At 62.7% G+C, this 14,657-nt stretch carries 8 protein-coding genes and 2 pseudogenes; 3 read left to right on the forward strand and 7 right to left on the reverse strand.

Translation table 11 applies throughout. The annotated features are described in order from the left end of the window. Window positions 1–24 precede the first annotated feature (24 nt). Together JQ575_RS31250 and JQ575_RS31255 are read right to left on the reverse strand one after the other, a co-directional pair. Window positions 25–3,567, reverse strand: a complete 3,543-nt coding sequence (locus tag JQ575_RS31250; RefSeq protein ID WP_212037030.1) for a helicase-related protein — start codon at window positions 3,565–3,567, stop codon at window positions 25–27. A gap of 540 nt (window positions 3,568–4,107) precedes the next feature. Continuing rightward, complete coding sequence (locus JQ575_RS31255) at window positions 4,108–4,956, reverse strand: DUF3108 domain-containing protein (RefSeq protein WP_409364841.1); 849 nt, start codon at window positions 4,954–4,956, stop codon at window positions 4,108–4,110. A gap of 359 nt (window positions 4,957–5,315) precedes the next feature. Between JQ575_RS31255 and rpmB the strand changes: the two genes are divergently transcribed. Continuing rightward, window positions 5,316–5,624 (forward strand): 50S ribosomal protein L28, encoded by a 309-nt coding sequence (rpmB, locus tag JQ575_RS31260; protein ID WP_192736494.1) that lies wholly within the window; start codon window positions 5,316–5,318, stop codon window positions 5,622–5,624. A gap of 226 nt (window positions 5,625–5,850) precedes the next feature. Here rpmB and JQ575_RS31265 read toward each other — a convergent pair. Together JQ575_RS31265 and JQ575_RS31270 are read right to left on the reverse strand one after the other, a co-directional pair. After that, a pseudogene (locus tag JQ575_RS31265) lies at window positions 5,851–6,277 on the reverse strand (T6SS phospholipase effector Tle1-like catalytic domain-containing protein); the annotation flags it as partial. Beyond that, complete coding sequence (locus JQ575_RS31270) at window positions 6,202–7,836, reverse strand: Z1 domain-containing protein (protein WP_212037031.1); 1,635 nt, start codon at window positions 7,834–7,836, stop codon at window positions 6,202–6,204. The pseudogene JQ575_RS31265 and the gene JQ575_RS31270, both read right to left, overlap by 76 nt. A 40-nt stretch (window positions 7,837–7,876) precedes the next feature. On the opposite strand from JQ575_RS31270, the pseudogene JQ575_RS31275 reads away from it, so the two are divergent. Beyond that, window positions 7,877–8,632 (forward strand): annotated as a pseudogene (locus JQ575_RS31275) (phospholipase effector Tle1 domain-containing protein); the annotation flags it as partial. A gap of 1,172 nt (window positions 8,633–9,804) precedes the next feature. Continuing rightward, window positions 9,805–10,926, forward strand: a complete 1,122-nt coding sequence (locus tag JQ575_RS31280; protein WP_212037032.1) for a DUF2336 domain-containing protein — start codon at window positions 9,805–9,807, stop codon at window positions 10,924–10,926. A gap of 149 nt (window positions 10,927–11,075) precedes the next feature. Here JQ575_RS31280 and JQ575_RS31285 read toward each other — a convergent pair whose 3' ends face one another. The 3 genes from JQ575_RS31285 to JQ575_RS31295 form a co-directional block, all read right to left on the reverse strand. After that, window positions 11,076–12,176 carry an LLM class flavin-dependent oxidoreductase gene (locus tag JQ575_RS31285; RefSeq protein ID WP_212037033.1) on the reverse strand — a complete coding sequence of 367 codons (1,101 nt, stop codon included), beginning with the start codon at window positions 12,174–12,176 and terminating at the stop codon, window positions 11,076–11,078. A 237-nt stretch (window positions 12,177–12,413) separates the two neighbouring features. Next, window positions 12,414–13,526 (reverse strand): NADH:flavin oxidoreductase/NADH oxidase, encoded by a 1,113-nt coding sequence (locus JQ575_RS31290; protein WP_212037034.1) that lies wholly within the window; start codon window positions 13,524–13,526, stop codon window positions 12,414–12,416. Window positions 13,527–13,627: 101 nt separating this feature from the next. Further along, window positions 13,628–14,590 (reverse strand): tripartite tricarboxylate transporter substrate binding protein, encoded by a 963-nt coding sequence (locus tag JQ575_RS31295; RefSeq protein WP_212037035.1) that lies wholly within the window; start codon window positions 14,588–14,590, stop codon window positions 13,628–13,630. Window positions 14,591–14,657: the final 67 nt, after the last annotated feature.

Here is a 14,657-nt window from a genome sequence, read left to right on the forward strand (position 1 = left end):
AAGAAAACGCGTCAAAAAATAAGTCTAGCGATCCTTGTTGCCGGCGAGCTGTTCCTTCAGCGCCGCCAGTTTTGCGAACGGCGAATTGGGATCGATCGGCCGGTCGCGCTCGCGCGGCGCGGCGCTGGTGGCGTATTGCCGATGCGACGGACCAGAGTCGCGCTTGTCGCGGCCGCCCTTGTCACGCCCGCCGAAATCGCGGCCGCCTTTATCGCGCCCGCCACCCTTGTTGCGGTCACCCTTGTTGCGATCGCCGCCGAATTTCTCCGGACGACCACCGCCCTTGTTGTCACGGCGGTTGTCATTGTCGCGGCCCTTGCCTTCAAAGCGCTCGCGCGGCGGACGGCTGTCGGCACGCGCCTCCTGCGGCGCGCCCTCGGCCGGCGGCGTGGCGTTGGCATCAACAGGCGCGCCTTCGCGCGGCTTGCGGAACTCGTTGTGACGGCGGCCGCGGCGATGACGCTGCTCGCGTCCGGGCGCTGCGGCCTCGCCGCCTTCACCGGCGGCAGCCGCGGGCGCAGCGCCGTCCTGCGGAGCTTGCGCGCGACCTTGCTGATGGCCGTGACGACGCTGGCGGTTGCGGTCGTGGTGCGGACGGCGTTCTTCCGAGCGGCCACCGGGCCGCCAGACTTCCACCATTTCGGGCACGACAGGCGCATCGGGCTCAGCGGCAGCTTCTGTTGGTGCGGCGTCCGCAGGGGCGGCGTCGCTGGCGACGGTCTCGGTCGTGGCTTCAGCGGCAGGCGCTTCTTCAGGCGCAGCAGCCGCTTCCGCGACCGGCGCTTCCACGACAGGTGTTTCCACAGGCGCGGGCTCTGCGGCGGCTTCGACAACGGGTTCAGCTTCCGCCGCGGGCTCTTCGGCCGGCGCCGGCGCGAGCGTGACCTCCGGCAGCAAGGCGGCCGATGGCGCGGGGTCGCCGGAGACCGGCTGGGCGATGGTCTCGTCAGCGGTCTGCGCGGGCGCTTCCGCCGCAGCTTCCACCGGGGCGTCTGCCGCGGCTTCGGTCGGCGCCGCCGCATCGGTCACAGCCTCAGCGCCCTCAACAGGCGCGGCTTCCACCACCACCGGCTCAGTCGCCGCGACCGGCTTCGGCGGCAGCGGCGCACGGCGCTCGGAGCGATAGCCGAGCGCGCGCAGGATCGAGGCGAAATCCTCGCCGGCCGATCCCGTCAGCGAGGTCATCGCCTGCGTCACCACAAAGCTGCGGCCATCGAACGCGCCGGCGGGCTTTTCGCCCGGCGAACTTTCGCGCCAGGCCAGCGCAGGCCGAATGAGATCGGCAAGACGCTCCAGAATATCGACGCGCACCGCACGCTCGCCGCACTGGCGATAGCCGAGCACGCGATAGGCGTCGCGCGCCAGCGCCTTGTCGACCGCGAACGAGGTGCGGCCGCTTGACGCCAGATGCTGCGCGCCCGACAGCGCCGACATATCGACATTGTCCTGCTTCTCGGCCCACAGCAGCGAGGCGAGAGAGCGCGCGGCAGGCTTCAACAGACCCGGGAAATAGATGTGATAGGCGCCGAAGCGCACGCCGTATTTGCGCAGCGTCGCGCGCGAGGGCTGGTCGAGATCCTTCATCTCGGCGGTGATCTTCGAACGCTCGAGCACGCCGAGCGCCTCGATCAACTGAAACGCGATGCCGCGCGCGATGCCGGTGATGTCCTCGGCCTTGGCAAGCCCGAACAGCGGGCCCAGCAATTTCTCAATATGCGTTTTGAGCCACAGATCGAGCCGCGTCTGCACGGCTTCGCGCGCCGCGCCATTGAGGCGATCGTCGGAAATGATGCGCAGGCGCGGATGCAGCGCGTCGTCGGCCGCGACCAGTTTCGCCACCGCATCGCCGGTCCAGCGGATGGTGCCATCTGACGTCAGCACGAAGGCGTCGTCGGGCGCTGCGGCGAGTTTCTCGGCGCGCGTGTCGATCTCGCCGGCCAGCACCTGCTGTGCTGCCGCCTGCAACGCCTTGGCGTCGCTTCCGGCCTCCGCCGCATCTGGTGCAAAGGTGAATCCGTCGAGGCGGCCGATCACATGGCCTTCAACGATCACTTCGCCGGTCTTGCCGATTTCCGTATTCAAAACACTGTTCTCCCGCAGGCGGCGCATCAATACACTGGTACGGCGGTCAACGAAACGCTCCGTTAGCCGATCATGCAGCGCATCGGACAATTTATTTTCGACCTCGCGCGTGATCCCCTGCCAATGATCGGGGTCACCCAGCCAGTCCGGCCGGTTGGCGACGAAGGTCCAGGTGCGGATTTGCGCGATCCGGCCCGACAGCGTGTCGATATCGCCGGTGACGCGGTCGGCCTGGTCGACCTGGGCGGCGAACCATTCGTCGGGAACCCGGCCCTTTTTCATCAGGAATCCGTACAGCGTGGTCACGAGTTCGGCATGGGCGGCGGGCGCCAGGCGCCGGTAATCCGGGATTTGGCAGGCGTCCCAAAGCCGTTCCACGGCCGCCGGCCCGTGGGCCATCTCCCGCACATCGCCGTCGCGTGCCGCATGATCGAGCACGCGCAGATCCTCCGCGATTGGCGCGCGCGTGAGCACTTCGTGCTGCGGCGAGAGCGCCAGCGAGACCTGCAGGCTGCCGAGCGAGGCGAAATCCAGCTTGGAATTGCGCCACTGCAGCATTTTGACGCTATCAAACGTGTGGTTCTGCAGCGCGTTCACCAGTTCCGGCTCGAACGGCGCGCAGCGGCCGGTGGTGCCGAAGGTGCCGTTGCGCGTGGCGCGGCCGGCGCGCCCCGCGATCTGTGCAAACTCGGACGGATTCAGGCGGCGGAACTGGTAGCCATCGTATTTGCGGTCGGACGCGAACGCGACGTGATCGACGTCAAGGTTCAGGCCCATGCCGACAGCGTCGGTGGCGACGAGATAATCGACGTCGCCGTTCTGGAACATCTCGACCTGCGCATTGCGTGTGCGCGGTGACAGCGAGCCGAGCACGACAGCCGCGCCGCCATGCTGGCGGCGGATCAACTCCGCAATGGCGTAGACTTCATCGGCCGAGAACGCGACGATCGCGGTCCTTCTCGGTTGCCGCGTGATCTTGCGGTCGCCGGCGAATTCGAGCTGCGACAATCTGGGACGCGTGACGATCGACGCGCCCGGCAGCAGCCGCTCGATAATGGGCCGCATCGTCGCGGCGCCCAGCAGCAGCGTCTCGTCGCGGCCGCGGCGGTGCAGGATGCGATCGGTGAAGACATGCCCGCGTTCGAGATCCGCCGCGATCTGGATTTCATCGACCGCGAGGAACGACACGTCGATGTCGCGCGGCATCGCCTCCACCGTCGACACCCAGTAGCGCGGGTTCTTCGGCTTGATCTTCTCCTCGCCGGTGATCAGCGCGACGCTCTCGACACCTGAGCGAGCCACGATCTTGTTGTAGACCTCGCGCGCGAGCAGCCGCAGCGGCAGGCCGATGATCCCGGACGAATGCCCGAGCATCCGCTCGATCGCCAGATGCGTCTTGCCGGTGTTGGTCGGCCCCAGCACCGCGGTAACGCCGGCGCCGGGAGCGCGTTCATGTCCAAACGTGGACGAGTAGGAGAAAGCCATAATTTGCAGGTGTTTCTTTTATTTTTCGCCGTCATTGCGAGCGCAGCGAAGCAATCCATCGCGCTACAAAGGAAAGTATGGATTGCTTCGTCGCTTCGCTCCTCGCAATGACGGAAACCGTCGGTTTGTGTGTCAGTTTGCGACGGTGATGCGGTCGCGGCTTAAGCTCTGGAACGAGTCTAGAACGAATCGCGAAGGAATCGCTGACTCTTACTTAAACTGGCTTCGTTCACCGCAACATCCAGCGTTAGCGCTCATGATGCGGCACTAGATCAAGTTTGCCGGTGCTCCACAAGGCAGGGTTTTCAAGCGAATTCCTTTAAAATTGAGAGGGCTCGGAGTCGAATCAGAAGCGGTGAAGAGTCAATGGGATTCATCTTCATGAGTTGCATCGATCTCGCCGCGAGCGACAGTGCGCTACCTCCCCCCTTGCGGGGGAGGGCGGGGAGAGGGGTGGCCAAAAGCGAGACTGCCCGTGAGAACCCCTCTCCCCGACCCTCCCCCGCAAGGGGGGAGGGAGCGATAGAGCGCGCTGCTACATCACTGCGTCTTCGCCACCCGGGGCGGCGCGGCCGTTGTGACAAAACTCGTGGCTTCCAGCATCGCGGGGCCGAACGGGGTCGGGATCGTCATGCGGAATGGAACCAGGATGCGCGTGCCTGCGATCGGCACGAAGGCGATCTCGATGTTGCGCTGGGCGGCGAGGTGCTTGATCACGGGCCGATCGGGGATATAGCCCGCAATCGGCGTGAAATAGACCGAACAGACCACGGCCGGCCCATGATAGCCGCGCTCGGCCTTCACGTTTTCCATGCGCTTGTAATCGAGCTTGAGGTCGTAGCGCAGCCGGCCATCGAAGATGCCGGTACCGGTGCGGCAGGCCTCCGGCGACAGCGGATCGGCCGTTCCGGGCACGCGGATCATCGCGCCCGTCATCGGATCGAGCACGTTTTTCCGATGCGCTTCGGTGACGACGATGCGGTCCGGATCGACAGGCGGTTCCGGATCGATGGAAAAATCCTTCACCCCGCCGTTTGCGATCACGAGGCGGACGGTCTCGGACTTCTTCGAACTCGTGGTGGTCGCGGTATAGGCGTTGGCGACCAGCGCGCCGTTGACAACGCGGCCCTGCGAGGCGCCGGAACCCTTGCCGCCCGAAAACGCCTGCAGCAGGCCGGTGGAACCGCCCTGCGCGGAGGCGGAAAACGCGTCATCGCCGATTTCGATGGTCCAAGTGCCCTTGCCGACGGGAATGCCCGCCAGCGACGCCTCGTAATGGGCATCGAGCCGGCCCTGCGCGGAGGCTTCCAGCGGCGCCAGCCACAGCAGTACGCCGGCCGCAAGACTGCCCAACAGGCCGAAACGATGCGAAATGGCACGTGTGGTCACGTAACTGACGGTCCTGCTGGCGCGAGCTCTTGCTTATGTAGTCAGAAATATCCGGCAAACAACGCGTAGTGGCCTCCTCGCGGTGGCTCAATCCGCGGGGAACAGAGATGTCGGCGGGGATTGCGCCCTTTATATGGTCCTAACGTCTTGATATCCTTAAACCCTTGTAATGGCTTCCAAACCGGCAATGCCGGCTTCTTAAGAGTGCGCAAAATCTTAAGCGAAACCCCGCAAAACCTTGACGCCTAGGGCCTGTCGCCCTATACGTCCGCGGTTCCTGGAAATGGACATGATTTTGGACCCCCGCGCGGCGCCATGATGCGCTGCCAGGTTGCGGGGATGGAAGAGGATTTTGTGCGATGTCTCGGCGCTGCGAACTGACGGCCAAGGGCCCGCTGGTGGGTAACAAGGTGAGCCACTCGAACATCAAGACCAAGCGGCGCTTCCTGCCGAACCTGGTCAACGTCACCTTCATCTCGGACGCGCTCGGCCGCAACGTGCGCCTGCGCGTCTCGACCAACGCGCTCAAGAGCGTCGACCACAATGGCGGCCTCGACGGCTATCTTCTCAAGGCCAAGGCCGACGTGCTGTCGCCCCGCGCGCTCGATCTCAAGCGTGCGATCCAGAAGAAGGTCGGCAAGCCGGAATACGTGAAGAAGGCGAGCTAGGGGTTTAGCTCCGCTTCAACGCGGGCTTTAGAGTTTTGAACGGCTGGGTCGAAGGACCTAGCCGTTTTTGTTTTGTTGGGATCAACGCGCACCCGCAGCCTTGCTGCAACGCCGATGCGCGCGAACTGCGCGGCGTTGTCGAACGGCGAGGGCGGCTCGGCATCCTCGGCGGCGGCGGCGTCAACGCGCCCCCTGTATTTGGCGCGCAGCTTCGGCGCCTCGTCGCTGGAGAACGCCTTGTAGGCGATCAGGCCGCTGCCTGCGAGATTGGCCTGCTCTTCCGTGATCAGGCCGATCTTGTGAATCAGCCCCGCCAGCACCCGCACGGTGTAGGCGCCGCGGGAAAAGCCGAACAGGTAGATCTGGTCGCCCTCGCGCCAGTTCTGCACCAGGAAGCAATAGGCCGCCAGCACGTTGTCATCGAGCCCATAGCCGGTGGCGAGCCCCAGGATGGCGTTGAAGTTCTGCCTGAGCCGGTGCCACGTGTTCGGCCGCGCCAGCGTGCCGACGCCGGGATCGTAAAACACCAGCTGCCGGGGCTCGGTCTTCTCGGTCTTGCGCAGGCAGCGATAGAGCTTCAGCACATTGGAGATGTTTTCGGAAATCTCGTTGCCGGTGCCGTCGCAGCAGATGACGATGTTTCTGGAATCCATGAGGGTGCCCCGGAGAGATGCGAGTGTAGGCGCTTAAGGCACGCTAGGGGATCATTGCTTTCCTTGATAATCTGCTCGACTTCGGGGGAGTAATCAAAAATGGGGAACGTCATTTCCCCTTTATCTAAGAGCACGTTTGCCTTGTCGATGCTGCTTGACGCTACGGCTGCGATGCGTTGATCCGCGAGCCAAACCGGAGATCCCTTCTTCGTCTTGATTGCTTCCAGTGCGAGTCTGTGAAAAACGAAGCAGCGTTGCCAATCGAGATACAACGGCTCGGGGATTGTCAGCTCAAAATGTGAAAGATGTTTTTTGCGCGATCCAAACATTCGTGCGCGCTGAATATAAGTATCTTGCTGTATTTTGTGCTTTGAATCTCGTGTGAAAAACATGGACAGCAAATTGTCGAATGTCACTCCGCGCGAAACAATATTGCCTCCGATAATAAACGTGAACATCGCAGCAGGTGACGTGGCGGATTTGAAATCGACGTTCTTGTCCCTCTCGCTGTTCATAATGATTGTGGTGGTCTGATCGCAATTTCGGACAATATAGCCAAGAATTCGACCGGCTTGTTCAACCCCGTAGAGTTTGGCAGCAATTTTGTCGAGTTCGTGTGTGTAGGTCTCGAATTTTTTCGAATGCACATCCGACAAGGCATTCATCACATCATCGATCGGCTTCTTATCCGATTTATGGTCGAGTTTCTTGCCGCTCGTATGAATCAGCATCGAAAAATTTTCGTCGGCGCCTGTAGATAAATTTAAAGCCGCTGCGCGAACGAGAAATCGAAAAATTGCTTTCCGCAGATACTTGGGGCTGTCGTCGGTGTCAGGCAGGGTTTGGAGCGAGAAGGTTACGTCGGTATCGAGTGGGAAGAAAACGTCTTGGCCGGTGTAGGCTTCATGCGGCGGAAAATTGACCCATTTCTCATTGTCATTATCAAAAGTGTTGTTGAGGTCCAATCGCGCGGGTGTTGCAGTCACACCAATGTAAATTCCATCATTGCTAATGAGCTTCTTTATTAGCGCGTTGATGCTAGTTACGTCACCTTTATTGATTAGGGCATTGGGTGTTGCAAAGTCAGCCTCATCGTCGATGACGACCTTTTCACGAACTCTCTCGAGCTTTTGGTTTAGCTTGGTGAGATCACTTGCGTTCTTTTTGCAAAAGACAACGTGATAACCGGTCGCGAACGAGTATTCGGGATCGATGACGTCAGAAAAATTGCGCGCCGCTGGCGAGAGATTGGATCGCTGAAAACGATCGAGGTTTTGCTGAAGTAGCTGCACGCTGTCGTTCAGCAGGTGGATAATGATGCGGTTTCCGTCGTCGAGAAGCTTGGCGGTAAGACAGATCATCATTTCCGTCTTGCCGCTCTGCGGTTCGCCGTAGATAACGAAAGAATTCGTTTCTGCTTTGAGCGTGTCTTCCGCACTAGATACGGCCGTCTCGATGCACGACGTCTGTTTGCCGAGCTTTTTGAGGCGATTTAGCTGAGCCTGATATCGGTCACGCTGAGTCGCGATTACTCGCAGATCGTCTACATTGAAAGCCAACTATTCCCCCTAAGTTGAACTCCATATTCGTTCGATCATAGCGAGTATCACCTCGGCGCGCTGGCCCGTCATCCGCTTCGTCGGCGTCTGGGATACGGTGGCGAGCGTCATCGTGCCGCGGCCCGACCGGTTCTATCTCCCGAGCCTGGAGGAACTGGCCTGGACGCTGCAGAACCCGAGCGTGCAGATTTTCCGCCAGGCGATCTCGATCGACGAGCGGCGCTGCATGTTCCGCCTGAAGAAGTGGGACGCGCCGCAGACCTACAAGCCGGTCCGCTTCAACGACATCAAGAACGCGCCGCAGGATATCCTGCAGGTTTGGTTTTCAGGCGTGCATGCCGATATCGGCGGCGGCTATCCCGAAAAGCAATCCGGCCTCTCCAAATATCCGCTGCTCTGGATGATCGACGAGGCCGAGAAAGCCGGCCTCAGGTTCAACCACGCCAACGTCAACCAGCTCGCCTGGGGCTATCAGCGCAAGAACAGCCCGTTCTCCTATGTCGCGCCTGATGTGCGCGGCGAGGTGCACAATTCGCTTGTTGGCGCATGGTGGATTCTCGAATTCCTGCCGAAGAGCGCGAAGTACCGGGAGTGGCCGAAGCGGCAGGTGTATTTCGGGTTCTACATTCCGGATGCGGAGCCAAGGGTGATTCGGGAGGGCGCGGTTGTGCATGAGTCGGTGGTGAAGCGGATGGCCGAGGTGAAGGATTATCGGCCGGTGAATTTGCCGGAGAAATACGAGACCTGGCCGATGCCGGTGAAGGCGGAAGCGGTGGAGATGCCGGCGGAGGTGTGAGCCCGAACGCGCGCCAAGTGAAAGGCGCGTTCCCTCCCCCCTTGCGGGGGAGGGTTAGGGAGAGGGGTGGCGGCAGCGGGACTGCCGGTGTGACGCTTTCCCTATCCGCGCGTGCGATGGCGAGACGACAGCAATCCATCAGACACCGCCGATGACGCCACCCCTCTCCCCCGCCCTAAGAGCGAGCTTCGCTCGTCTCGACCCCGCAAGGGGGGAGGGAGCGACCGTTCGGGCGGCTCGATCGGCGTCATTGCGAGCGAAGCGAAGCAATCCATGGCGCGGCATAGCGGCTATGGATTGCTTCGTCGTTTGCGCTCCTCGCAATGACGTTTTGCCGCGGCAAATTGACCCGACGGGCAGATCACTTCTGTTTTACGGAAATCATGTCAAGCCCAAAATTTCCGAAAATCAAAAATAATCCTCTTCCCTTCCACCCCAAATCACCTGCACATCAGTAGTCATCCCGTCCCACTCAGAGGGGCGTCGGCCGTCGTCATGACGAGGGACGGGGATGCGGTGGACGCTGACGTTGCGATTGACGGTCGCGGCTGAGGCGTACGGTGAAAGCGTGTGGTCCTGGCGCCCGTAACGGCGTCAAGCTCTGAGGAAGCTAACGCTTCCGAGGGGTGACGGTGGCAATAGAGGCCGTCTCACCGGGGAGAGCGCGTCATAAGCCGTAAAGCCACTGCGCAGGGAATGTCGGATGTTCTCCGCTGCCCTGTATGCTCATGTGCCGCTTTTTTAGCACAGAACGCACATGAGACCGCGGGTGCAGCGCGCATCCGGCATTCCCTGCGCCCTCTGGATTTTCGGGGGCGAACGATTTGAACAACCCGGGCGAAACCTGCCGCGGGAATGTAGAGGTGTGTTTGCCACCACTCGCGCCGCACGGACGGTCGGCTCCCTCCCCCCTTGCGGGGGAGGGAACGGAGTTGGGCTCGCAATGACAGCAGTGCAAAAATCCTACCCCACCTTCACCATCAGTGCGCCGCCAAACGCGGCGGCCCAAATCTCCGTAGTTTCACTGAGTAGCTCGCCCAATGGATTGCTTCGCTTCGCTCGCAATGACGGTGAGAGGCCGGCCCAACATCCCGAATTTTACCGACTGTTCAGCTATTCACCATACCCTTTTCGCCTGTGCCAGAATTGGCTTCGAACGCTCAGGACGAGCGATGCTAGAACAATCCATCGCCGATGAGGTCGAGGCGGCCATCAAGGCCGGCTCGGCGCAAAAACACCTCGAGACCTTTCGCCGCGTCACGGACCTGTTCCTGACCTCGGCCGACGGCTTCAATGGCGAACAGATCGAGCTGTTCGGCGACGTGCTCGAACGGCTGATCAGGACCATCGAGCTGCGCGCCATCGCCGACGTCAGCGCGCGCATCGCGCTCGCCGAAATGAGCAACCAGCTCGCGTCGGTGAAGCAGGCGCCGCATGCCGTGATCCGCCGCCTCGCCCACAACGAGGATATTTCGGTCGCGGCGCCCGTGCTGACCGAATCCGCGCGGCTGTCCGCGGAGGATCTGGTCGAGCTCGCGCAGAGCAAGAGCGAGGCGCATCTCCTGGCAATATCCGGCCGCTGGTGGCTCGCCGAGATCGTCACCGACGCGCTGCTGGCGCGGCATTATCCGAGCGTCAGCCGCAAGCTCGTCGCCAATCCCGGCGCCAAGGTTTCCACGAATGGTTTTGCGGTGCTGCTGGCGCAGGCCGAACACGATCCGGAGCTTGCGGTCGAGACCGGCATCCGCGTCGACCTGCCGGCGCATATCAGGCGGCAATTGCTGCGCGACGCCACTGAAGCCGTGCGCACGCGGCTGCTGTCGCGCGCGCCGCCGCATCTGTTCGAGGAAATCCGCGGCGCGATCGCGGCCGCCGCCGACGGCGCCAGCCGCGAAATGTCCCGCGTGCGCGATTTTGCCTCCGCCAAGCGCTACGTGACGCTGCTCGCCAAGAACGGCCAGCTCAACGAAGGCGCGCTGATGAGTTTTGCCAGGCAGCGCAAATACGAGGAGACGGTGGCAGCACTCGCCGAATTGTCGCGCTCCGGCATCGACGTCATCCGCCCGCTGATGCAGAGCCTGCGCGACGAAGGCCTGCTGGTTCCCTGCCGCGTTGCGGGGCTGAGCTGGGAGACCGTCGCCGCCGTGCTCGACAGCCGTTTTGCATCAGGGAATATGGGCCCGCACGAACTGGCGCAGGCCAAATCGCAATACGCCAAGCTGACGCTGGACAACGCACAGCGCATGCTGCGGTTCTGGCAGGTGAAGGCGACCGATGCACCGGGGGTAAACTGAGGGATGCGCCAAAGCGCATCCGTCATCCCGGGATGGTCCGAAGGACCAGACCCCAGGTGCGCAATTGCGCACCGGGGGATCTCGAGATTCTCAGGTGCGCAATTGCGCACCAAAGTTCGATGCTACGCATCGCCCCGGAATGACAATCGTCACGCCGCGCGAATGAGACTCGCGTCGAGGTGCTTCAGCCGCGGCATCACTTCCTGCTTCAGCAGGCGCAGCGAATGGTGCCACGCTTCCGGCTTGTGCTTGTAGTCGAAGCCAAAGACCAGCAGCGTGCCGAAGCCGCCGACCTCGTGATAGATCTTCTCGATCTTCTCGGCGCAGGTTGCAGGCGAGCCGACGATCCAGTTGCGCTTCGCGCAATAGTCGGCGGTGACATCCGAGTCAGGCACGTCGGGCGCGTGCTTGAGGTAGTCCTTGAAACCGAAATGCCCGAGCAGGGGGAGAAAATACTCGGTCATCATCCGGCCCATCATGTCGCCGACCGACAGCCGCCAGGCCTCCTCGTCGGTATCGGCGATGAACACCTCGCGCACCAGCCGCCAGTCCTGCCGGTTCGGCTTGCGGCCGGTCTTGGCGGCGCCGATCTCCACCGATTCCCAGTGGCTGCCGACATAGGCCGGGTTGAGGTTGAGGCTCATCGGGATATAGCCGCGCTCGCCGGCGAGCTTGAGCGTATCCGATCCCTTGGAGAGGCCGGCGACGCCGATCGGCGGATGCGGCGCCTGCAGCGGCTTGAGGTGGGGCTTGAGGAAGTCGAACATCACGTCGGGCTTGTTCACGGTCCAAAACTTGCCCTGGTGCGACCACGGCGCGTCCTCGGTCCACATTTTGAGGATGATCTCCAGCGCCTCGCGGGTCATGTCGCGGTTCTGGCCGGACATGCCGTCGACGTTGAACATCGCCCAGTCGCTCGGCAGGCCCGACGCGGCGACGCCGAAGTTCAATCGGCCGCCGGAGAGATGGTCGAGCATCGCGACGCGGTTGGCGAGTTCGGCGGGGTGGTGATAGGGCAGCAGGAAACCGCCGGGGCCGAGGCGGATATTTTTGGTCTGCAGAAACGCCTGCGCGAGGATCAAATCGGGCGAGGGGTGCGGCTCCCAGGGCGCGGTGTGGTGTTCGCCGATCCAGGCTTCCTGATAGCCGAGCTCATCGAGCCATCGTAGCGTCTGCAAGTCCCAGTCGTGACCCTCCTTCAACCCGCACTCCGGCGGATGGGACGGCATCGTGAAATATCCGATCTCCATGGGGCGTCCTCTCGCTGTTTTTTCAAAACGCGTCTGTCGCGCGCAAGCGAGAGCATAGCACGCCGGGCGTGTGGCCGAGATATGACGAATTCGTCAGGCAGAAATTCGCGCGGCGTCATCGTCATTCTGGGGCGATGCGAAGCATCGAACCCGGAATCTCGAGATTCCCCGATGCGCATTGCGCATCTGAGGTCTGGTGCTAGCGCACCATCCCGGAATGACATTGCGAAGAGTCGCTTACCGCGTGCCGAACGTGGTGGCGCCGAACAGCGCCTTTTGCGTCGAGGGTTGCGAGCGCCAATATTGCGGCGGTGCAAACACTTCGCCGCCGAGTTCGGCGGCGGCGTGCCAGCCCCAGCGCGGGTCGTAGAGCATGCCGCGGGCCAGCGCGACCATGTCGGCCTTGCCGGAGGCCACGATCTCCTCGGCCTGTCTGGCTTCGGTGATCAGTCCGACCGCAATCGTCGTGAGGCCGGTCGCCTGCTTGATGGCCTCCGCGAACCGCACCTGATAGCCGGGGCCGAGCGGAATTTTTTGCAACGGCGAAACGCCGCCCGACGACGCGTCGATCCAGTCGACGCCGCGCTGCTTCAACGCCTTGGCATATTCGATGGTCTGCGCCAGATCCCAGCCGCCCTCGACCCAGTCGGTCGAGGAAAGCCGCAAGCCTACCGGCTTGTCGTGCGGAAACGCCGCGCGCACTGCGTCGAACACTTCGAGCGGAAAGCGCATGCGATTCTCCAGCGACCCGCCATATTGATCGGTGCGCTGGTTGGAAATCGGCGACAGGAATTGATGCAGCAGATAGCCATGGGCGCTGTGCACCTCGATGGCGTCGATGCCGAGCCGCTCGGCGCGCCTGGTGGCAGCAACGAACGCATCGCGCACGCGGACAAGACCCGCGGCGTCGAACGCCTTTGGCGGCGTCTCGCTCTCCTTGTGCGCAATCGCCGACGGCCCTTCCGCCTGCCAGCCGCCTTCGGAAACCGGGATCAGCTGGCCGCCGTCCCACGGCGTGTGGCTCGACGCCTTGCGGCCGGCGTGGGCGAGCTGGATCATCACGGCAGCCTTGGAGCGCTTGCGCACCGAGGCCAGGATCGGCTTCAGCGCCGCCTCGTTGGCGTCATTGTAGAGGCCGAGGCAGCCCGGCGTGATCCGGCCGATCGCCTCGACCGCCGTTGCCTCGATGCAGAAGATCGAGGCGCCCGACAGCGCCAGCGAGTTGATGTGCGTGAAGTGCCAGTCATTGGCGTCGCCATCATCAGAGGAATACTGGCACATCGGCGCCACCATGATGCGGTTGGCGAGCTTCAGGCCACGCAGCTGGATCGGGGAAAACAGGTTGCTCATGGGGATTCCTGGGGGATATCCGGACCGGGGGAAAGCATGCTGGCCTCCTCTGTAGCGAGCCGCCCCCTTCCCCTCAACCCGCCGCCGGCGCAACCCTCCCCTTACGGTTTGATTCCGGCGGCCTTGATCAGCTCAAAATTGGCCGCGATCTCGCGCTTGAGGAGTGCGTCCATCTCGCCGGGGGTCATCGGCATCGGCTCGATGGCGAGCTTTTTCAGGCCCTCCTGCGTCACCGGATCAGCCAGCACCTTGGTGCCCGCCGCATGCAATTTGTCGACGATCTCGCGCGGCGTCTTCGACGGCACCAAGACGCCAAACCAGATCGCGCTGTCGGCATCCTTCAATCCGACATCGACCGGGCTCGGCACATCGGGTAGCTCGGTGGCGCGTTTGGCCGTCGACACCACGAGCGCGCGCACCTGGCCCTGCTGGATCAACGGCAGCGCGGTCGCCAGCGGACAGAAATAGAAGTCGATCCGGCCGCCAAGGATATCGGCGATCACCTCGCCGCCGCCGCGATAGGGAATGTGGGTGGCCTCGAAGCCGGCGGCGAGGCGGAATTTTTCGGAACTGATATGGACCGCGCTGCCGATGCCGACCGAACCGTAGGAGATCGATCCGGGCTTCGCCTTGGCGTCCGCGATGAAATCCCCGATGGTTTTCCACGGACGCGAATTCGGCACGATCATCACATTGGCGGTGGAGCCGATCATCAGCACCGAGGCGAGGTCGCGCGCGGCATCGAAGGCCAGATTCGGAAAGATCGCCGGTGCGATCGTCAACGCGTTGGAATTGGAGAGAATGCTGTAGCCGTCCGGATCAGCCTTCGCCACCAGGCCCGACCCGACCGTGCCGCCCGCGCCGGCGCGATTCTCGATCACGATCGGCTGGCCAAGCTCAACCGCCAGGCGATCGAACAGCAGCCGCGGCACGACGTCGGCCGCGCTGCCCGCGCCAAAGGGGATGGTCGCCTTGATCATCCGGGTGGGCCAGGTTTCCGCCTGCGCAGCGAAACCAGAGAAAACGATCGAAAGAATGAAAACTACGCGAATGGACCTGGTCATCAAATGCTCCGGTTTCACTGCCCGCATCGCTGCAAGAACCGTTCCGCAAGCAGCGCTACTCCCCGCC

Origin of the sequence: Bradyrhizobium sp. JYMT SZCCT0428 (genome assembly GCF_018131075.1) — a bacterium.
GTDB lineage: Bacteria > Pseudomonadota > Alphaproteobacteria > Rhizobiales > Xanthobacteraceae > Bradyrhizobium.